Raw genomic sequence first — 20,416 nt, forward strand, 5'->3', positions numbered from 1 at the left:
GCGGCGCCCGGACCCGCGCATCGTCCCGAGGAGGAGCATGGCGTCGATCGCCGTCCTGAGCCCCTCTCCGGGGGACCGGGTCCGCGGCACGGTCGAGGTGCGCGTCGAGGTCCGCGGCGGCAGCAGGGTGGGGAGCGTCACGGTCGCCATCGGCGATCCCGCCTTCGGGACCCTCCCGGCGGAGCCCGTCGGGGACCGGGTGTACGTCGCCCGCTGGGACACCCGGCGCAAGCTGGTCGACCCCGACGTCCCCGCGCCGGCCGACGCGATGTTCTGGATCACCGCCGCGGCGGTCGTCGACGGCATCCGGGTCGAGGCGCCGTACCTCGCCGTCGTCACCGCCAACGACCGGGACGCCGTGCGCGCGGAGTCCGCCGGCGGGTGGCGGGAGGAGCTCGCCTGGGCCGCGGACTACAGCGGTTCGACCGAGCAGTGGCTGGCCAGCACCACGCCCGTCGTCGGGGCCGAGTACGCCTCCGTCGAGCCCGACCCCGTGCTCGGGCCGGCCCGCCGCGCCGTCCGGGTCTCCGTGCCCGACAGCGCACGGGGCGACCGTGACCAGCCGACGTCGTCCACCGTGCGGTTCCAGTCCTCGAGCCCCTCCGACATCCGCGAGGGCGACGAGTTCTGCGTCGGGTTCGCGTTCCTGCCCCCCGAGGACTTCCCCTCCGTGCACCCCCGGGACGGCGTCCTGGAACCCGAGGGCGAGGCCTCCGGCTACATCGCCGTCTTCCAGTTCTACGGGCCGCCGTACGAGCAGGGCTCCCCGTTCGTGCTGCACACCGAGCGCCGCACGCCCGACGACCCGATCGACGAGTTCAGCGTGCGGGGCAACGAGCTCAACCCCGGCGACCCGGTGCCGTTCCTCTCGCTGCCCTACCGCCGCGGGCAGTGGACCGACGTCGTCTTCCGGGTCCGCGCGTCGTCGTCCATCGCCTCCGGCTGGGTGGAGTGCCACCTCAACCAGGGCGAGTCGACGGCGGTCCGCCCGATGCACCTCGCCGACGGCCGGCTCCGGGTCCCCCGGGTGCTCCTCCGGCCGGAGTCCCAGCCGCACCGGACGGACATGCAGATCTACCGGGTGGCCGGCCGCTTCGACCGGGTGACCCTGTGGCACACCGGCCACACGATCGCCCGCACGGTCGAGGAGGCCGACCCCGGCTCCTACCGGGGCGGGGTGCTGCCGTGATCGACCCGCACGGCCCCTCCCTGCGCGGCGACCCGCCGGCCGGCTCCGACGCCGCGGCCCCCGGCCGGCGGCCGATCAGTCGCCGCGCCTTCCTGCTCGCCGGCGGCGCCGTCCTCGCCGGCGGTGCGGCCGTCGCGACCGGGCTGTCCCGGTCGGGTGAGCCGGAGACCCCTCCGGTGACGGCGCCGACCCCGGGGACGCCCGCCCCCGCACCGGTGCCCGGCTCCCTGGACGCGGTGCTCGCCGAGGCCGACCGGACCGCCGGACGCCGGCTGCTCGGCAGCCCGTGGCGGGCCTGGTTCGGCGAGACGTCGGAGCCGTGGAGCGCCATCTACGTCAGCTGGTTGCTCCGCGACAACGGAGTGCCGCGGACGGCGGAGCCGGTGACCCTCTACGCGGAGCTGCAGCGCGCCGACCGGGTGGGCTCGACCCCGGAGCCCGGGGCACTGCTCTTCTACTCCCGCGGCGAGGTCAACCGGCCGCACCACGTGGGCCTGGTGACCTCGGTGACCCGGGGTGTGCCGCAGACGGTCGAGGGCGACCACCCCTTCGCGCTGCCCTACCCCGAGCGCTTCGTGCGCCGCTACGCCCGCCCGTGGGAGGACCAGGCGTTGATCAGCTACGGCTACCCTGCCTACGCCTGACCGCTGCCTGGAGGAAACGTGCTGATCAGCGTCGTGCTGCCCGTCTACAACGACGCGACCCACCTCGCCGACGCGATCGACCGGGTGCTGGGCCAGGAGGGGGTCGACGTCGAGCTGGTGCTCGTCGACGACGGCTCCACCGACGGCTCGCGGGCGATCGCCCGGGCCGCGGCCGACCGGGACGCCCGGGTCCGGTTCGTGCCCCTGCCGGAGAACGGCGGTGTCGCGCGGGCCCGGGAGCGCGGGGTGCAGGAGGCGACCGCGGAGTGGATCTGGTTCGTCGACTCCGACGACGGCTGGCTGCCCGACGCCGCCGCCCGGCTGCTGGCCGCCGCGGAGGCGGCCCCCGACACCGACGTGGTGGTGGCCGGTGCCCGCGCCACCTTCGAGTCCGGCAAGGCGCCCACCCGCACCGACCCGCCGTCCGGCCCGCCCGTCCCGGGCAGGGAGGCGTTCCGCCTCTTCCTGACCGGGCGGATCACCGGGCACCTGTGGAACAAGCTGTTCCGCCGGGAGCTGCTGCGCACCATCGACTTCACCCCGGCGCGGGTGCAGTCCGACCTCGCCATGGTCGCCCAGGCGGTCGCCGGCGCCCGCCGGGTGGCCTTCCTGCCGGTGGCCGTCTACGAGTACCGGGTGCGCAGCGCCTCGATCATCACCACCCGGTCCCGGCGCGCGGAGTCCCTCGAGCTCATCGCCGCCGCGGTCGAGACCGCCGCCCGGCGGGTGGACCCCGCCGTGACCGGCACCGCCGAGTACCGCTACTTCGTCACCCGCTACCTCACCCTGTCCGGGCTCAAGGACGCCGTCCTCGGCTCCTACGGCCCCGCGGAGAGCGCGGAGCTGGTGCGCCGGCTGCGCCGCCGGCTCGGGGTGCGGGAGCTGGTGCTCCTGGCCCGCCGGCGGGACGCCAAGCGGCTCGCGCTGGCGGCGTCGGCGAAGGTGTCCCTGCCCGCCTACCGCCGGCTCCTGGCCGTCGCCGACCGGTGAGCACCGTCGCCGGGCCGGGAGGTGCGTTACCGTTCGGCGGCTCCCAGGGCCGTGTGTACCCGCGCACCGCAGGTGCCGTCGAGGCCACCCGGAGCCGCGTGTCCTGAGGTGCCGCTGACGCCACCGCCGCCACCGTCCCCGAAAGGCGCCCGCATGACGAAGGTGTTCGCGATCGGCCGCGGCCAGTACGAGAACGTGGGAGACATCATCCTGCGCCGGCAGCTGCTCGACTGGGTCCGGCCGGCCGGTGAGCTGCACGTCTACGTGGGCGCCTCCCCCGACGGCTACGACGAGGGCCTCGGCCTGCGGCCCGGCGACCGGGTCTACCGGTCGCTGCGGGCCTGGTACCGGGTGGCCCTGGCCTCGGCGCTGCGCGGTGAGGCCGCGTACGTCTTCAAGCCCGGGGAGATCCAGCTGACCCTGGTGGGCATGAAGGAGCACCTCTCCCTGCTGCCCCTGCTGGTGGCGCTGAAGCTGCGGGGCGGCGCGGCCGTCCGGGCCGGGGTCGGCACCCGCAACTTCGCCGCCGTGCCGCGCGCCCTGATGCGCCCGTCGATCGCACTGTCGGACCGGACGCTGTGGCGCGACGACGCGACCGGGCGGTACATGGGCACCGGCGCGGTCATGCCGGACCTCGCCTTCGGGGAGGGCGCGGACGACGCCGCCGTCTCCCGGTTCGCCTCCCCCGCCCCGGAGCGGAACGCGCTCGTGGTCTCGATGCGCGGCGAGGACCCGGCCCGCCCCTACCCGAGCCGGGCGTGGCTGGACGGCGTCCGGTCCTACGCCGCGGCGCACGACCTGGAGATCTGGGCGGTCACCCAGGTCTGGACCGACGAGGAGCGCTCCCGGCGGCTGGCCGCGGACCTGGGCGGCCAGGTGCTCGGCTGGACGGGCCCCACCGGGCACGACGAGCAGGAGCGCCGGCTGCGGGAGCTCTACTCCCGCACCGCGGTCGTGCTGTCCGACCGGCTGCACGTGGTCATCGCCGCGTTCACCGAGGGCGCGGTGCCGGTCGGCTCGCCGGTGGGGGACTCCGACAAGGTGGACCGGCACTTCACCACCATCGGCATCACCGGGGTGACCGTCTCGGCCGGCATCGACTCCGCCGACGAGCTGGTGGCCCGGCTGGAGGCCCTCGCCGGACGGCGGGCCGAGCTGTTCGCCGCCCTCCTGGAGGCGCGCCGGCGGCTGCGCGGGCACCGCCAGGACATCCAGCAGGTGCTGTCCGGGCGTTCCCCGGCGGCGCCGGCCACCACCGAGCCGGTCGCGGGCTGACGGCGGTGACGACGTCCCGGCCGACCGTGTTCCACCTGGGCCGCGTGGGCGACATCCCCGGCGGGATGACCCAGGTCATGAACGGCTACCTGGCGTGGCCCTTCCCGCGGGTGGACGTCGCGGTGCTCACCTCCCGGGGCGACCCGCACGACCTGCGGGCGACGCTGGTGAAGGGCGCCGGCGCGCTGGCCCGGGTCCTGCGGCTGCCCCGGCGCTCCTCGGTCGTGGTGGCGCACATGTCCGAGCGGGGGTCGTTCGTCCGCGAGGGCGCGCTGATGCGGGTGGCCCACGCCCGCGGCATCGCCACGGTGGCACACCTGCACGGCAGCTCCTTCGCCGCCTTCGCCGCCGCGCACCCGCGGCTGACCGGCTGGGCGCTGCGCGGGGCCGACCGGGTGATCAGCCTGTCGGCCGAGTCCTCCGAGGTGGCGGCGCGGTTCGTGCCGGCCGAGCGGGTCGTGCTGATCCCAAACGCGATCCCCTCCAGCGCACCCGCCGCGAAGGAGGACCTGGTGGTCTTCGGCGGCGTCGTGTCGCACCGCAAGGGCATCGACGTCCTGCAGGAGGCGTGGTCCCGGATCGACGCCCCCGGCTGGGAGCTGGTCGTGGCCGGCCCGGTCCAGGACGCCGCGCTCGTGCGTCCGGACGTCCCGGGGCTGACGATGGCCGGTTCGCTGGCGCACGAGGAGCTCATGGCGCTGCTGGACCGGTCGCGCATCGCGGTGCTCCCGTCCCGGGACGAGGCGATGCCGATGTTCATCCTCGAGGCGATGGCCCGCGCCAACTGCGTCATCTCCACCGACGTCGGGGGCATCGCGGCCGTCCTGGGGGACGAGCACGGCATCGTCGTCCCACCCGCGGACGTCGAGGCCTTCCACGCCGCCCTGCAGTTGGTGCTCAGCGACCCGGAGCGCCGGTCGCGGCTGGCCGGGTCGGCCCTCCAGGCGTTCGAGGAGCGCTACAGCGCCGACGCGGTCTTCCCCCGGGTCGAGGACCTGTGGCTCGCCGCACTTGCCGACCGCCGTCGACCCGCCCGTCGAGCCTCGACGAAAGACTGACACCCAGGGTCACCGAATGGTCACCGGATTTCGCGATCGCACCGGCGAATGCAGTGAATGCGTGACCGGGCGCATGCGATGAGTGACGTTCCTCAATGCTGTTAGTGACCTCCTGATCACAGACAGAAATGCGCCACCACCGCCGTCCTCATCGGCAATTGTTGTGGCTATGGTGTCCACGCTCTGACGAGTGGACGACCTCTCAGTTCCCGCTGAACAGCAGGCGGAGTCATGACGGTCGGACTCCGCTCCGTTGTGTAGTCGCCAACTGTTCTGAGGTCGAAGATGCTCGAAGAAGTCACTGCACCAGCAGGCCCCGCGTCGACGGTCGCCGGCCCCTCCCACCCGACGGGGGCGTGCTCCCGATGACCGGGACGAGGCGGAACATCCTGAGCCTGTCACCGAGCGAGGTGCAGCGGCTGACGTCGGCCTTCAACGTGCTGAAGGCGAACGGCACCTACGACGAGTTCATCCGGCACCACGTCGACGCGATGAACATCGCGACCCCGCCGGGCTCCACGCGCAACGCCGCCCACCGGGCACCGGCCTTCCTCCCCTGGCACCGCGCGACCCTCCTCGACATCGAGAACGCCCTCCAGGCCGTCGACCCGTCGATCGAGGGCCTGCCCTACTGGCGGTGGCAGAACGAGACGGCGCTCAACGGCGGCGACCCGCGACGCTCCCCGCTGTGGAGCGCCGGGGGCATCGGCGGGGACGGCGACCCGGCCCGGGGCAACCGGGTGCTCAACGGGCCGTTCGCGCACTGGGTGGCGCTCATCGTCAACAACACCACCGGCGCCATGGTCCCGCGCTCCACCCCCGGCCTCATCCGCATGCTCGGCCGCGACCCCCGCGGGTCGACGAGGTTGCCCGACCCGTCGCAGGTCACCGATGCCATCGACCGCTACTCGACCTACGACCGGTCGCCCTGGGACGCCACCGTGGCGACCTTCCGCAACCGGATGGAGGGCTGGTCCGGAGGCCCCCGCATGCACAACCTGGTGCACCGGTGGGTGGGCGGCGACATGCTCGCCGGCACGTCGCCGAACGACCCGGTCTTCTGGCTCGTCCACGGCAACGTGGACCGGCTCTGGTGGGTCTGGCAGGGGATGCGCGGCGTGAACAACTACCAGCCCGCGTCCGGCGGCCCCACCGGCCACAACCTCAACGACACGATGCAGGGCCTGATCGTCCCGCGGACCCCGGCGGACGTCCTCGACATCACCCGGCTCGACTACACCTACGTCTAGGAGGACCAGCGCTCATGGATCGCAGACGTTTCATGATGGGGGCCACCGTGGCTGTGGCCGGCACGGCGGTGGCCGTGACCGGGACCCCTCCGTTCGACGACATCCCTGAGGCAGCGGCCGCCGCAGAGGAGCGCTTCACCCACCGGGGGCGCAAGGTGGTCATCCAGAAGGTCGGGAAGAACGCACATGCCGTGGTCAACGGCCGGCACGGCGTCCACCTCGAGCAGATGAACGGCGGGTACGCCACCCACCTGCTCCCCTTCGCGACGTACAAGGCGCCGCGCAAGGCCGTCGAGGCCGTCATCGAGGCCGAGGACGCCGGGCTGCTGATCGTCTAGCCAGTCGGGCACGGACGGCAGGACACGGGCGGGGCGCTGGGCAGACCAGCGCCCCGCCTGTGTCGTCTCGGCGTGCTGCCGGTGGCCCTCGGCGGCACGGGGCGCCGGTGACCGGGTCTGCGACCGCGCCGTCCTGGTGCCGGCGGCGAGGGTGGACGGCCGCGTGTCGCCCGGACGGCGTGCGGGGCGGCCCGTCGGCTGGACGGTCCGGGGAGCCGGCCGTCGCCGGCAGGGCGTGCGCAGCCGGCCGTACGGGGGCAGGACGCACTCAGCGGACTCTCAGCGGCACCGGTGCGCGGGAGCCGGCTGTCGCCGGTGCCAGACGACGACGGGGTGGGCCGGGGGCTGCATCGCAGCTCCCGGCCCACCCCGTCGGCGGTGGTCAGGTCAGTAGGCGCCGGAGCCGCGGAAGACCGCGCCCACCGTCTTCCACAGGATCATGAAGTCGAAGGCCAGTGACCAGTTCTCCACGTACCGGACGTCGATGCGGACCGAGTCGTCCCAGGAGAGGTCCGAGCGGCCGCTGACCTGCCACAGACCCGTGATCCCGGGCTTGACCAGGAAGCGGCGGTGCATGTCGAAGCCGTAGCGCTCGACCTCGCTGGGCAGCGGCGGGCGCGGCCCGACCAGCGACATCTCACCGCGCAGCACGTTGAGCAGCTGCGGGAGCTCGTCCAGGGAGTAGCGGCGCAGCACCCGGCCGACCGGGGTGACCCGCGGGTCGCCCTTCATCTTGAACAGGACGCCGTTGCCGTCGCTCTGCTCGGCCAGGCCGGGCACCATCCGGTCCGCGCCGGCGACCATGGTGCGGAACTTCAGCATCCCGAACGTCTGCCCGTCCCGGCCGACCCGCTCCTGCCGGTAGAACACCCCACCGCGGCTGGTGAGCCCGACGGCCAGGGCGAGGGTGGCCAGCACCGGCAGGATGAGCAGGATGCCGAGCGTGGCCGAGATGCGGTCGAAGGACTCCTTGGTGAGCCGGCGGACGCCGCGCAGCTCGGGCCGCTCCATGTGCAGCAGCGGCAGCCCGCACACCGGGCGGATGCGCACCCGGGGACCGGCGATCTCGGTGACCGCGGGGGCCAGCAGCAGCTCGGCGCGGGTCTTCTCCAGGTCCCAGCCCAGCCGGCGCAGCGCCGGGCCGTCCAGCTCCGGCGAGGGCAGCACCGCGACGGTGTCGACCTCGTAGGCGTGGACGACGTCGACCACCTCGTCGAGGGTGCCCAGCACCGGCAGCCCGTCGAAGGCCTCCGGGGACTCCCCCCGCGGGCCGGCCGGCAGGCAGCAGCCGATCACGCGGTAGCCGTGGTAGGCCTCGCGGTCGATCTGCGCGTGCAGGGCGGTGACGCCGCTGCGGTGACCGACGAGTATCGCCGTCTGCAGGAAGCGCCCCTCGGCGCGGCGGCGGTGCACCCACTGCCGCTGCAGGTAGCGCTGCAGCAGGGAGAGGCCGGTGGCCAGGGGCAGTGCGACGACGATGAAGCCCCGGGCGAGCTCGAGCTTGAAGGCCCAGGAGACCGTGCCGACCAGGGCGAGCAGCAGGACGGCGGCGGAGAAGACCCGGCGGAACTCCTCCGGGCCCACCCAGAGGAAGCGCTCCTCGTAGCTGCGGCTGACGAGCATCAGGCCCACCCAGACCACGGGGAGCAGCACGGCCAGCCAGACCGACGAGTGCTGGCCCGCGGTCATCCCCTCGGGCCCGAAGCGGGTCAGGTACCCGACGGTGGCGGCCAGCCCGGCCGCGACGGCGTCCCCGGCCGCGATGTGGCGGACGTAGTCGGCACGCCAGGCCCGGCGGGCGACGGTGCCCTCACCACGGAGCCAGGACCGTGCGAACGTGCGGCGACGGGGCTGCTGCGCCCGATGCTTGGACGCCGCGCTCCGTCGAGGACGGACGGCGGTGTTCCGCTCGTCGAGCATGCTCATGCAGTGAACCCCCGGGAGGCCGGCGCCACGGGAAACGCAACCTCGTAGTCATGTCTGGGACGGACCGACGACTGCGCTGTCAGACCGGCACGGTGACGGTAACGAAGCTGTAGCAAAAGCGGCACCCCGTGAGAATGGAACTTCGGCCGACGTCGGTGTAAAGGACATTGGTCGGGCACAGGCAGTCAGTCGACCAATACGTACTGCGACGACGCACGCGACATATTCGGCGTGGCGCAGGTTCGAGTGGCGGGTGAAATGAGTCACGACGGGCGCGCCGCCCCACAAACCCCCGTGTCGGGCGGGCCGGCCGGCGCGGGCACTCGGGCCGCCCAGCGTGTCGAATCGGACACGCCGTAACCGTCTAGGCACAGCCTGCTACGGCAACTAGCTTGCTGCCGTCGGCTCCTGCCGGCGCGCGAGGGGGGACGCAGGACGTGCAGACCGACCGACCGGGTCCGGAGACCTCCGGCCGACACCGCCGGGTCCAGGTGCCACCGGCACCCGTCGAGACCGGTCGGCACCGCGTGGTCAGCGCTCCGCCGCCGCGGGTGACCGAGCCCGTGCTGCCGGCCCCGGAGCTGCGGCGGGTCCCCAGCTCGCTGCCGACCCCGAGCGCCCCGCCTGTCCCCAGTGCCCTGCCTGTCCTGTCGACCCCGGAGCCGCGGTGGATCCCCAGCTCGCTGCCGATCCCCAGTGCCCTGCCTGCCCTGGCGACCCCGGAGCCGCGGTGGATCCCCAGCGAGGCGCCGACCCCCAGCCCCCTCCCTGCCCCGCCGCCCCCGGAGCCGCCGCGGTCGGTGCGTCGACGGCACGCCGCGGACGCGGCGCCGACCTCGCACCCCGACGCGCGCCGCCGCCGCAGCCGGACACCGCAGCGGGTCCTCGCCGGCGCCGCGCTGCTGCTGGTCACCGTGACGCCGCTGCTCGCCCGGTCCTCCAGTGCGCTGGGCCTGCACGACGCGGTGGCCGCCGAGGTCGCCGCCCAGCCCGATCGGGCCGAGGACACCCTGGCGGCGCTTCCCGCCGGCGGCCTCGTGGCCGGTGCACCGTCGCCCGGCCCGGCTCCCGCGCCCGCCGCTGCCGCCGGCTCCGCCGCACGTGCGGCAGAGAGCAACCGCGCGGCCCCGGCGGTCCCGGGTGCCGCAGCCACCCGGGACGCCTCCGCCGCGCCCGGCGCGGCCGGCACCCACGGGGCCGGGGAACCGGCTGCCGGACCGTCCGCCGCCGGCGGCCCGTCCGCCGGGACCGTGGGACAGCCGCCGCCCGGCGCCGGCTCGGCAACCCGCGTGCCGACCGGCGCGCAGCCCGCCGGGACGGGACCGACCGGTACGATCTCGACCGGTACGACCTCGACCGGCAAGACGCCGGCCGGTACGACCACCCGCACGACCACCGGCACGACGACCGGTGCGGCCCCGACCGGTGCCACGCAGACCGGTGCGACGCCGACCGGTGCGACGCCGACCGGTGCGACGCCGACCGGTGCGACGCCGACCGGTGCGACGCCGACGGGGGCGACGCCGACGGGGGCGACGCCGGGGACGGACGGCCTGCCGGATCCGGGGACCGCGGACGCGCCGTCGACCGGCGGACCGTCCGTCCAGGCCTTCCTGGTCGAGGGCACCCCGACGCCGGCCCCCACCCCGCCGTCCACCGCGACGCCGGAGCCGACCGTCGCGCCGCAGTCCGCGCAGCCGTCCCCGGGCGGGACGACCCCGTCGGCGTCCGCGACGGAGGCGTCCGCGACGACGGAGGCGCCCGCAGGCACCGTCGCCGCCCTCCTCGAGCGGGCCGGCATCCTCGCCGGTCCCTGACCCGGGCCGCGCCAGCCCGCCCACGGGACAGCGACCGCTCCCTCCGACGAGGCACGCCGGTGGCCGCGGGGCTCAACCAGGCCGTCCGGGGCGCCGACCGTCCCGTCATGCCGATCGCCGCCGCCACCGTCACCGTCACCGACGGGGTCCCGTCACCACCGGGCCGCCACGCCCCCGCCGCCGTCTCCCTGCTGCCCACCCGGGTCACGCTGCTCGACCGGATCGCCGAGCAGACCCCCTCCTCGGAGCTCTCGCCGGCGACCCTGGTGCTCGTCGGCCTGCTCCGCCGGGACACCGGCTGGCCGATGCCGGGTGAGCACCTCGACCGGGTCGCTGCGGCGCTGTCGGCGAACGTGCGCGGCGACGACTGGCTGGCCCGCTCCGGGGCCACCGAGTTCGCCGTCCTGCTGGGCGCCGTCGCACATCACGCCGAGACCGCGGCCGACCGGCTCACCGAGGTCGTCTCCGACGCCGGCGTCCCCGGCCTGACCGCCTGCGCCGGCATCGCCGGGCTCTCCCCGGACACGTCGCCCAGCGAGGTGCACCGCCGGGCCACCCTGTGCCTCACCGCCGCTCGCAGCATCGGCGGCGGCAGGGTCATCCGCTACCGCGGCACCCGCCGCTGACGCCGCGGGTCCACCGCAGCGGCGCGGTGGACCCGCGGGCGATCGGCGTCCACCAGACCTGCCCCGTGCCGCCGCGTCCCGGCGGCACGGGGCAGCTCCACGTGGTCGGCCGGACGAGCCTGGACGGCGCCCGCACCCACCCGTCGCCGGGCCGCCGCGCCATGCCCCCTAAGCTCCCGCTGCGCTCGTCTCCCGGTCCACGGTGACGCCCTCCGGACCGGAGGAGCCACCGTCCCGCTGGTGCACCGCCGAGGACCAGGTCGGCTGTCGCCCCAACGGACCGATGACCTGGTGAGACACGCGATTGACGGGAACGCCCGACCGGGCGAACCTTGGCGTGGGGACGCTGCCAGCGTGGGCAGAGCGGCCGAGACGAGGGAACTCCGTGGCGTGGTGGTGGCTGCTGATCGCTTGGCCCCTGGTGGGGTTGCTCGCGGCTGCCGTCTTCCACGTCGTCGTCACCCGGGTGCCACCGGACCACTGCCATGAGCTGACCCTGGTGCAGCGCGCCCACCTCCCCGGTGGGCATCCCCTGGGCCTGCGCCGCCGACCCGCCTCCCGTCCGCCGGCCGGCCGTCCGTCCGGCGTGTCCCTCGTCCGCCGACGGTCCGCCACGACCGGCGCCGGGCTCCCCTCCGGCCTGACCCGCGGCCCGGTCCGCCGCGTCTCCCTCCAGGCCCCGCTCGGCTCCCGGCGCCGGCGGCGGACGTCTCGCCGGACCCCTCTCATCCGCGTGCCCGGTGCCGAGGCGCACGCCTGCCGCGCACCCCGGCGGACCGCCGGCCACGCTCCCGCCGCGGCCCGGGGTGCGGTGTCTGCCGCCGTCCTCGCCTCGACGCCGTCCCACCGGCCGTCGCGATCGGTCCGGCCACCTCGCGCGGGTTCCGCGCCCACCGCTCCCACCGGCCGGATCCGGGCCTGGACCCGGGGTGGGCCCGCGCGGCCGGGGCCGCGAGGGCGCGCCCCACAGCGCCTGCTCGCCCTCACCGCACTCTCGGCCATCGCACTCGCCCCGGTCCTGGCCAGGTCCGGCAGCACCCTCGGGTACAGCGACCCGCTGCGGGCCGAGCTCGCCGCGCACCCGGACCAGGTCTCGGCCACCTTCGACGCCCTCAACCGTGGGGCCGCGATGTCCGGGCTGCCGCCCATCGAGATCCGTGACTGGCCGCTCCCAGAGGGCGACCAGGCGCCGGAGGAGGACGGCGACCGGTCCCCCGGAGGCGTGACCGACCGCGGCCCCGCCACGTCCACCACCGACTCGCGCCGGACCGATCCGCGCCCGACCGACTCCGCACCCGCGACCTCGACCGGGGACGCGCCCACCGACGGGCCGACGGTGCCGCCCGTTCCCGTGCCCGGCGACCGACCGCCGGCGAGCGACTCCCCCAGCGACGGGGACACCCGCACCACCGTGCCGACGCCGACGGGTCCGGCCGACCCCACCGCGCCGCGCCCCACCCCGACGCCCAGCCCGACGGATCCCGAGCCCACCCCCACGCCGACCCCGACCGAGCCGGAACCCACCCCGACGCCGACGGACCCGGAACCCACCCCGACGCCGACCGACCCGGTCCCCACCCCGACGCCGACGGACCCGGAGCCCACCCCGACGCCGACGCCGACGCCGACCGATCCGGAGCCCACTCCGACCGATCCGGCAGATCCCACAGAGCCGACGCCGACGCCGACACCCACCGACGCCGAGCCGACGCCGGGCCCGACCGACGACGAGGCCGCTCCACAGCCCTGACCACCACGGACGGTGGAGGGCTCTGTCCCTGAACCGGCCATGAGCCATGGGCCATGGGCCGAGGCCCAGGACGTCGACGCCCGGCCACGGCAGGGACGAGAACGCCGGGCCACGAGCGATGGGTGACAGGAGTGGCCGACTCCGACATGATCGGCCGCGGCGGGCCCGCCGGCGGAGTCGGAACCGACGACCTGGCCCTGCTCACCGCTCCTGTGCTCGGACCTGCGTGCGGGTTCGGCGAGCGTGGTCCAGCTGGATGCGAACCACGGCCCCAGCCTGTAGGCCACCTGCACAGCGGCTCCCTCGGCGACGACGCCGCCGAGCTCGGCGACGAGGCCCTGCGCGAGCCGAACCCGGCGACCCATCGGAGACGACATGGGAACTCAGGACCAGGGACTCCGCCGGCGGGCCGGCGCCCGACTCCGGCTGAACGTGCGGCACCTGCAGGACCGTGCCGAGATCTGGCGCGAGACGACCGCCGACGGCCGCCGGCACCTCCGGTACTCGGCCGCGACCGACAGCCGCAGCGCGCTGTCGGCGCAGACACGGCACATCGAGGCCCAGATCACCAAGGACTACCACCGGATCGAGAAGGGCCTCTCGCTGCGCTCCCCGCGGGTGGGCTTCGGCGCTGCCCCCGCGGCCCGGCTCGACCGCGACCTGCTCCGCTACGAGCAGTTGCCCGACCACGACCCGGCCGTGGTCTCCCACGCCCGCAGTGCCCTCGACGGGCTCCACCGGTGGCACGAGCGGACCGAGCACACCGACGGCGGCCCCACCAAGTCCCCCCTCCCCTGGGCTCCGCTCGACGACGCGGAGATCGAGGCCTTCTTCCGCAGCCGGGTCAGCGTCCGCGACTTCGCCGACCAGCCGCTGGACGTCGCGCTCGTCCGCCGGGCCGCCGACCTGGCGCTGTCCTCACCGTCCGTGTGCAACCGCCAGGCCTGGGGGCTGTGGAGCTTCTCCGACCCGACCCGGCCCGCATCGCCCGGCTGGCCGGGCTGCAGAACGGCAACGCGGGCTTCCGCGACCAGATCCCGTGCCTGCTCGTCGTCACGGTCGACGCGAAGCTGTTCGCCGGCGCCGGTGAACGCAACCAGCGCTGGGTCGACGGCGGGCTCTACGCGATGTCCCTGGTCTGGGCCCTGCACGCGCAGGGCGTCGCCTCCTGCATGCTCAACTGGTCCGTCGGCCACGCCCAGTCGCGCCGGCTGCGGGGGGCCGCCGGGATCCCGGACCACCTGGACGTCGTCACCCTGGTCGCGGCCGGTCACCCCCGCGACGGCCTGCGGGTCGCCCGCTCCCCCCGCCGTCCGGTCGACGAGGTGCTGCACAGCGACCTGTCCTGACCCCGAGCCGGACACCGCCCGGTCACCCCTCCTGGGGCGCCGGGCGGTGTCCTGCTGCTGTCGCCTTGCTCAGCGGGTGATGGTGCTGGCCTCGTCGGTCGGGACGTCGTTGCCCTCGCTGCCGTCGGCCGACGCTGCGCGGGCGGCCTCCCGGGCGGCGATCCGCTCCCGCTGCGGGACCACCGTGTACTTCGGGTCCCGGGCGCTGGCCATGCCGGCCTCGAAGACGCCGAACCGGGTGAGCAACGAACCGGCGGCCAGCAGCGCACCGGAGACCGCAGCACCGACCCGGGTGCGGCCGGCCACCACGGTCAGCCCGGCACCGCCGGCGGTGCAAGCCCGCGCGGCCTTCATCAGCTTCCCGGGCCGGCCCAGCTGGTACGGCTCACCGACGATGCCGTGGTCGTGCTCGACCTTGTGCATCGCGGCCAGCTCGACCGCCGCACCGGCGACCGCCATCTTCCGGGCCGGCCCCGCGTCGGCGACCGGGGTGAACGCCATGCAGATGCCACCGCCGGCCGCCATCCCGGAGCCGGCGAACACGAACGGCAGCTCCTTGTACGGCGCGTGCCACGACGGCACCGCGGTGTTGGCCAGCAGCACCGCCGTGTAGGTGGTCATGGGGCCGCCGAAGACCGCGGAGACGCCACCGGTGAGCTTCTCCAGCGCCGGGAACCAGCCCGAGATCCGCCGGAGCCCGAACCTCTGCAGGCCGGGGAACGCCTCGAGCAGCTGGAGCCCCGCCGTCGCCGCGGTCAGCGCGCTGAACGGCGCCAGGATGTAGGAGCCCACCGACAGCGGCGAGGTCGGCTTGATCACCCGCAGCATGTGCAGGAACCGCTCGGGGCGACCCAGGTCGTGGATCAGCCAGACGACCGAGGCCAGGGCCCCGCCGCCGGCCGTGTAGTGCGCGACCCGGGTCAGCGCGCGGTTGCCGCTCGCGTCGGCGATCGCACCGAGCACGGCCGACGAGCCCGCCGCACCACCCAGGAACAGGTACAGCGGCACGTCCGGGGTCTTCCACACCGGCGGCTTGATGATCGGCCGGCCGTAGTAGGAGGTGAACTCGGCCTCGTCGACGGTCGGGTCACCGTCGCGACCACCGCCACGGCGGCCGCCCTTCCGCCGCTTCTTCTCCCGCGCCTGGGCCGGCGGGCCGTCGGCCCGTCGCCAGCCTGCGCCCGGCGTCACCAGTCCCTCGGTCACCGGCGCATCCCCTTCTGCTGGGGCAGAAATGGCCATTTCTGCCCTCGGACGTGGGTCATCGGGTGCGCCGGGAGCCGAGCACGGCCGAGAGCGCGAAGCCGACCACCATGGCCGCGCCGCCGACGGCGTGCTTCCACATCGACGGGAGGTCGCGGGTGGTGACGATCGGGTCCGGCGGCAGGCCGTAGACCTCCGGCTCGTCGAGCAGGAGGAAGAACGCCCCGGCACCGCCGACACCGTCCTCCTCGTCGCGCCCGTAGAGCCGGGCGGTCTGCACGCCCTGCTCCTTGAGCGTGGCCAGCCGGGCGTCCGCCCGGGCCTGGAGCTCGTCGAGGTCACCGAACTGGATCGACTGGGTCGGGCACGCGGTCGCACAGGCCGGCTGGAGGCCGTCGGTGAGCCGGTCGTAGCACATCGTGCACTTGAAGACCCGGCCGTCGTCCTTGCGCTGGTCGATGACGCCGTAGGGGCAGGCCGGCACGCAGTAGCCGCAGCCGTTGCAGATGTCGCCCTGCACCACCACGGTGCCGAACTCGGTGCGGAACAGCGCCCCGGTCGGGCAGACGTCCAGGCAGCCGGCGTGCGTGCAGTGCTTGCACACGTCGGAGGACATCAGCCAGCGGATCTCGCGGTCGGCCGACTGCCCGGTCTGCGGGTCGAACTCGCTGAGCGCCTCGGCGTTTGGCACGCTGGACTGCGCGGTCAGCCCGCCGTCGGCGTTGCCGCCGTGCGACCGGGCGTGCTCGTCGGCCCCGCCGCCGGACCCGCAGCCGCCGGAGCCGCAGCCCCCACCGGACCCGGCGGCGTCTGCACCGGGCAGCCCGACACCGGGCATGGGCAGGTCGACGGCGCGGCTCTGCTCGACGAACGCCACGTGCCGCCAGGAGTTGGCGCCGAGCATGCCGGTGTTGTCGTAGGACTGCGCCGTCAGGCCCATGGCGTCCCGGTTGCCCTGCGCGTCGTCCATCGGGAGCGTGTTCCACTCCTTGCAGGCGACCTCGCACGCCTTGCAGCCGATGCACACCGAGGTGTCGGTGAAGAAGCCCACCCGCGCGGGGTGGTCCTCCTCGTACCCGGCCTCCCCGCTGACGTCGGGCAGCGGGCCGTAGAGCCGGTTGGCCGGGTCGTTGCCGGTGAGCGCTGGGCTGGCCGAACTGACGGTCGTCACGCGCGCTCCTCCTCCATCGGGACCAGCCCCATCAGCTCGTCCCCTCCTCGATCGGTGCCCGGCCGCCGCTGGGGACGAGGCCCGACTGGACGCCCGCCCGGATCCGGTAGTCCTCCACGTACTGCACCAGCTCCCGCCCGCGCGGACGCCGCCCGGGCTGGATGTCGCAGGTGGCGACCTTGGTCTCCTGGATGTGCACGTTCGGGTCCATGACCACGCCGAACAGGTCGTTGCCCGAGTCGCCGGTGGACAGGCCCTGCTCGCCCCAGTGGTACGGGATGCCGATCTGCTCGACGACCTGGCCGCCCTTGAGCTTCATCGGCCGCATCCGCTCGGTGACCAGCACCTTCGCCTCGATCGCCGTCCGGGCGCTGATCAGCGTCGCCCACCCGCCGCTCTCCAGCCCCCGCAGCTCGGCCAGCTGCGGGCTGACCTCGACGAAGAACTCCGGCTGCAGCTCCGACAGGTAGGGGAGCGTGCGGCTCATCGCACCGGCGGTGTGGTGCTCGGTCAGCCGGTACGTGATCATCGCGAACGGGTAGACCTCGCTGCGCGGCGGGTTGCCCCGGTTGTACGCAGCCTGGATCTCCTCCCGGCCCGGGTTGGCCTGCTGGCCGTACAGGGCGTTGTCCACCGGGGACTCGGCCGGCTCGTAGTGCGCCGGCATCGGACCGTCGGCCAGCCCGGCCGGCACGTAGAGCCACGCCTTCCCGTCGGCCTGCATGACGAACGGGTCGGCGCCGCCGATGCCGGCCTGCGCCACCGCGCCCTCCGGCGGGACGTAGTCCGGCCGCTTGGTCGCCTCGAAGTCGGGGACGTCGTGACCGGTCCACTTCCCGGCCTCCTCGTCCCACCAGACGTAGGCCTTGCGCTCGCTCCACGGCTTGCCGGACGGGTCGGCCGAGGCGCGGTTGTACAGCGTGCGCCGGTTCGACGGCCACGCCCAGCCCCACTCGGCGGCGACCCAGTCCTGCTCCCGGCCGGGCTTGCGCCGGGCGGCCTGGTTGACCCCGTCGGCGTAGACCCCGGTGTAGATCCAGCAGCCGCCGGTGGTCGACCCGTCGTCCTTCATGTCCAGGTAGGTCGAGAGCATCTCGCCGTCCGGACCGGAGCCGTTGATCTCCCGGAGCACCGCGTCCGCACTGGGCTCGTCGTGCTCGCCGTGCGTCGGGTAGTCCCAGGTGAGGTCCAGCAGCGGACGGTCCCGGGGGTCGGTGGACCCGGCCAGCTTCTCCCGGAGCCGGCGACCCAGGTGGAAGTAGAACCACAGGTCGCTGCGGCAGTCGACCGGCGGCTCGACCGCCTTGTGCCGCCACTGCAGCAGCCGCTGCGTCTGGGTGAAGGTGCCCTCCTTCTCCACGTGCGTGGCCGCGGGCATGAAGAACACCTCGGTGGCGATGTCCTCGGTGACCAGCTCGCCGGTCTCGATCTCCGGGGCCGTCTTCCAGAACGTCGCCGACTCGATCATCTGCAGGTCGCGGACGACCAGCCACTCCAGGTTGGCCAGGCCGAAGCGCTGCATGCGCCCGTTGGCGCTGCCCACCGCGGGGTTCTCGCCCACCAGGAAGTAGCCGGGCACGTTGCCCTGGATCATGTCGGCGACCGTGGTGTACGTGCCGTGGTCACCGGTGATCTTGGGCAGGTAGTTGAACGCGAAGTCGTTCTCCGCCGTCGCCGCGTCGCCCCACCAGGACTTCAGCATGCTCGTGGTGTACGAGCGCATGTTGCCCCAGAAGCCGACCCGGTCGTCGCTGGAGGCGCAGAAGCTGTCCAGGTCGGTGTGCTGCTGGGCGTGGGGCATCGGGATGTAGCCGGGCAGGATGTTGAACAGCGTCGGGATGTCGGTGGAGCCCTGGATGCTCGCGTGCCCGCGCAGCGCCAGGATCCCGCCGCCCGGGCGGCCCATGTTGCCCAGCAGCGCCTGCAGGATGCCCGCGGTCCGGATGTACTGCACGCCCACCGTGTGGTGCGTCCAGCCCACCGAGTAGACCCACGCCGTCGTCCGCTCGCGGTTGCTGTTGGCGGTGACCCACTCGGCGACCTTGAGGAACACCTCCGGCTCGATGCCGCAGATGTCGGCGACCATCTCCGGGGTGTACCGGGCGTAGTGCCGCTTGAGCACCTGGAAGACGCAGCGCGGGTGCTGCAGCGTCTCGTCCCGCTTCGGCTTGCCGTGGATGTCGGCCGAGCCCTGGGCGCCCTGCTGCTGGTCGGCCTCCTTCACGCCCTCGGACTCGTCGTCGGTGCCGTCGTCCGCCGCGTCGTCGGGCCGGTCGCTCCCGTCCTCGTCGACGCGGAAGGCCGACCCACCGGGCTGGCTCGGCGAGCGCTGGCCGGCCGAGGCGGGCACGTTGACGCCCTCGTACTGCCAGGTGGTCTCGTCGTACTGCCCGGTCTCCGGGTCGAAGCCGGAGAAGAGGCCGTCGAGGTCCTCGGTGTCCTGGAAGTCCTCACGCAGGATCGCCGCCGCGTTGGTGTAGGCGACGACGTACTCGCGGAAGTCCAGGTCGTTGTCGAGGACGTACTTGATCAGCCCACCGAGGAACGCGATGTCGGTGCCGGCGCGCAGCGGGACGTGCAGGTCCGCCAGCGCGCTGGTGCGGGTGAACCGCGGGTCGATGTGGATGACCTTCGCGCCCCGCGCCTTGGCCTCCATGACCCACTGGAAGCCGACCGGGTGGCACTCGGCCATGTTGGAACCCTCGATCACGATGCAATCGGAGTTCACCAGGTCCTGCTGGAAGTTCGTGGCGCCGCCACGACCGAACGAGGTCCCCAGACCGGGGACCGTCGCGGAGTGCTATATGCGGGCCTGGTTCTCGATCTGCACAGCGCCCATGGCGCTGTACAGCTTCTTCATGAGGTAGTTCTCCTCGTTGTCCAGGGTCGCCCCGCCGAGGCTCGCGATGCCCAGCGTGCGGTTCACCCGGTGCCCGTCGACCTCGTCCTGCCAGCCCTTGCGGCGGGCGTCCAGGACGCGGTCGGCGATCATGTCCATGGCCGTGTCGAGGTCCAGGTCCTCCCACTCCGTCCCGTGCGGACGGCGGTACTTGACCGTGGTGACGCGGCTCGGGCTGGTGACCAGCTGCTTGCTGGCGCTGCCCTTGGGGCAGAGCCGGCCCCGGCTGATCGGCGAGTCCGGGTCGCCCTCGATCTGCACGACCTGCTCGTCCTTGACGAACACCCGCTGGCCGCAGCCCACCGCGCAGTACGGGCAGACCGACTGCACCACCCTGTCGGCGGTCGCCGTGCGGCTGACCACCTGTTCGGTCGCCTTGCTGCGCGCGGCCGTGCCACGCCCCAGCGGATCAGGACCCGTCAGCTGCCGGAACACCGGCCATGCATCCAGCCACGTCTTCACCCCGCCGAGCTTGCCACTTGATCGCGCGTGGTGCGCGTCCGGCCTCACATCTGGCGCGTCGGGTCGAGGAGGTCCGGCGACCGGCCCGATCCCGGCGGCACGGCGGACACCGGGGCCGAGCGGGACGGGGGGCTGGTGCTGCTGAGTAGCGTCGTCACGGACCCGAGGAGGCGCCCCATCGCGACCGACCACGCACGCTGCCCAGGAGCCGACCCCGGCTGCACCTGCGCCGGCGACCAGGCCGTCCACGCCGCCCGCGCCCAGCCGGGCGGCGGAGCCCCGTCCGGCAGCGGGGTGCCGGACGGCGCCGACGCGCTGGTCGACTGCCCCGAGTGCGGCGAGCCCAGCAGCCCGCTGCGGATCGTCACGTGGGGCCACTGCCGGGTCTGCCGCACCGCGGACTCCCGGTCGAAGAGCCCGCTGCGCTGGTGAGCCCGGGCCGCTGAGCCCGGCCCCCGCTCCTTCGGGT

The 20,416-nt window shown here is 74.3% G+C and carries 15 protein-coding genes and 1 pseudogene; 11 read left to right on the forward strand and 5 right to left on the reverse strand.

The window, feature by feature from the left end; translation table 11 throughout:
* Positions 1-37 precede the first annotated feature (37 nt).
* The 7 genes from FB380_RS04105 to FB380_RS04135 all read left to right on the forward strand — a co-directional run bounded on the left by FB380_RS04105 (position 38) and on the right by FB380_RS04135 (position 6,744).
* Positions 38-1,189, forward strand: a complete 1,152-nt coding sequence (locus FB380_RS04105; protein WP_166753964.1) for a polysaccharide lyase family protein — start codon at positions 38-40, stop codon at positions 1,187-1,189.
* Positions 1,186-1,833: a CHAP domain-containing protein gene (locus FB380_RS04110; RefSeq protein WP_166753965.1), complete on the forward strand. Its 648-nt coding sequence runs from the start codon at positions 1,186-1,188 to the stop codon at positions 1,831-1,833. Before FB380_RS04105 ends, FB380_RS04110 begins: the two co-directional genes overlap by 4 nt.
* Positions 1,834-1,851: 18 nt before the next feature.
* On the forward strand, positions 1,852-2,823 hold the full coding sequence (locus FB380_RS04115; protein WP_166753966.1) for a glycosyltransferase family 2 protein: 972 nt from the start codon (positions 1,852-1,854) through the stop codon (positions 2,821-2,823).
* 153 nt (positions 2,824-2,976) lie between these two features.
* Positions 2,977-4,098, forward strand: a complete 1,122-nt coding sequence (locus FB380_RS04120) for a polysaccharide pyruvyl transferase family protein (protein ID WP_166753967.1) — start codon at positions 2,977-2,979, stop codon at positions 4,096-4,098.
* A gap of 5 nt (positions 4,099-4,103) precedes the next feature.
* Complete coding sequence (locus tag FB380_RS04125; protein ID WP_166753968.1) at positions 4,104-5,156, forward strand: glycosyltransferase family 4 protein; 1,053 nt, start codon at positions 4,104-4,106, stop codon at positions 5,154-5,156.
* Positions 5,157-5,521: 365 nt separating this feature from the next.
* On the forward strand, positions 5,522-6,406 hold the full coding sequence (locus tag FB380_RS04130) for a tyrosinase family protein (RefSeq protein WP_166753969.1): 885 nt from the start codon (positions 5,522-5,524) through the stop codon (positions 6,404-6,406).
* Positions 6,407-6,420: 14 nt separating this feature from the next.
* Complete coding sequence (locus tag FB380_RS04135) at positions 6,421-6,744, forward strand: hypothetical protein (RefSeq protein WP_166753970.1); 324 nt, start codon at positions 6,421-6,423, stop codon at positions 6,742-6,744.
* A 387-nt stretch (positions 6,745-7,131) separates the two neighbouring features.
* Here the strand turns inward: FB380_RS04135 and FB380_RS04140 are convergent, their stop codons facing one another.
* Positions 7,132-8,670, reverse strand: coding sequence for a sugar transferase (locus FB380_RS04140; RefSeq protein WP_166753971.1), 1,539 nt, complete (start codon positions 8,668-8,670; stop codon positions 7,132-7,134).
* A gap of 800 nt (positions 8,671-9,470) precedes the next feature.
* Here FB380_RS04140 and FB380_RS25280 point away from each other — a divergent pair.
* The 3 genes from FB380_RS25280 to FB380_RS04155 all read left to right on the forward strand — a co-directional run bounded on the left by FB380_RS25280 (position 9,471) and on the right by FB380_RS04155 (position 14,212).
* Positions 9,471-10,487, forward strand: a complete 1,017-nt coding sequence (locus FB380_RS25280; RefSeq protein WP_166753288.1) for a hypothetical protein — start codon at positions 9,471-9,473, stop codon at positions 10,485-10,487.
* Between the two features lie 107 nt (positions 10,488-10,594).
* Positions 10,595-11,113 (forward strand): diguanylate cyclase domain-containing protein, encoded by a 519-nt coding sequence (locus FB380_RS04150; protein ID WP_166753972.1) that lies wholly within the window; start codon positions 10,595-10,597, stop codon positions 11,111-11,113.
* Positions 11,114-13,816: 2,703 nt separating this feature from the next.
* Complete coding sequence (locus FB380_RS04155) at positions 13,817-14,212, forward strand: nitroreductase family protein (protein ID WP_166753973.1); 396 nt, start codon at positions 13,817-13,819, stop codon at positions 14,210-14,212.
* A 69-nt stretch (positions 14,213-14,281) separates the two neighbouring features.
* Here the strand turns inward: FB380_RS04155 and nrfD are convergent, their stop codons facing one another.
* The 4 genes and pseudogenes from nrfD to FB380_RS26310 all read right to left on the reverse strand — a co-directional run bounded on the left by nrfD (position 14,282) and on the right by FB380_RS26310 (position 19,947).
* Positions 14,282-15,418 (reverse strand): NrfD/PsrC family molybdoenzyme membrane anchor subunit, encoded by a 1,137-nt coding sequence (gene nrfD / locus FB380_RS04160; RefSeq protein WP_229681966.1) that lies wholly within the window; start codon positions 15,416-15,418, stop codon positions 14,282-14,284.
* 55 nt (positions 15,419-15,473) lie between these two features.
* Positions 15,474-16,586 (reverse strand): 4Fe-4S dicluster domain-containing protein, encoded by a 1,113-nt coding sequence (locus FB380_RS25815; RefSeq protein WP_166753975.1) that lies wholly within the window; start codon positions 16,584-16,586, stop codon positions 15,474-15,476.
* Between the two features lie 31 nt (positions 16,587-16,617).
* A pseudogene (gene fdh / locus FB380_RS04170) lies at positions 16,618-19,374 on the reverse strand (formate dehydrogenase); the annotation flags it as partial.
* A gap of 12 nt (positions 19,375-19,386) precedes the next feature.
* Positions 19,387-19,947, reverse strand: a complete 561-nt coding sequence (locus FB380_RS26310) for a molybdopterin-binding domain-containing protein (protein ID WP_188959549.1) — start codon at positions 19,945-19,947, stop codon at positions 19,387-19,389.
* Positions 19,948-20,082: 135 nt separating this feature from the next.
* Between FB380_RS26310 and FB380_RS04180 the strand changes: the two genes are divergently transcribed.
* On the forward strand, positions 20,083-20,379 hold the full coding sequence (locus FB380_RS04180; RefSeq protein WP_166753977.1) for a hypothetical protein: 297 nt from the start codon (positions 20,083-20,085) through the stop codon (positions 20,377-20,379).
* Positions 20,380-20,416: the final 37 nt, after the last annotated feature.

Source organism: Modestobacter marinus, from assembly GCF_011758655.1.
Lineage (GTDB): Bacteria > Actinomycetota > Actinomycetes > Mycobacteriales > Geodermatophilaceae > Modestobacter > Modestobacter marinus.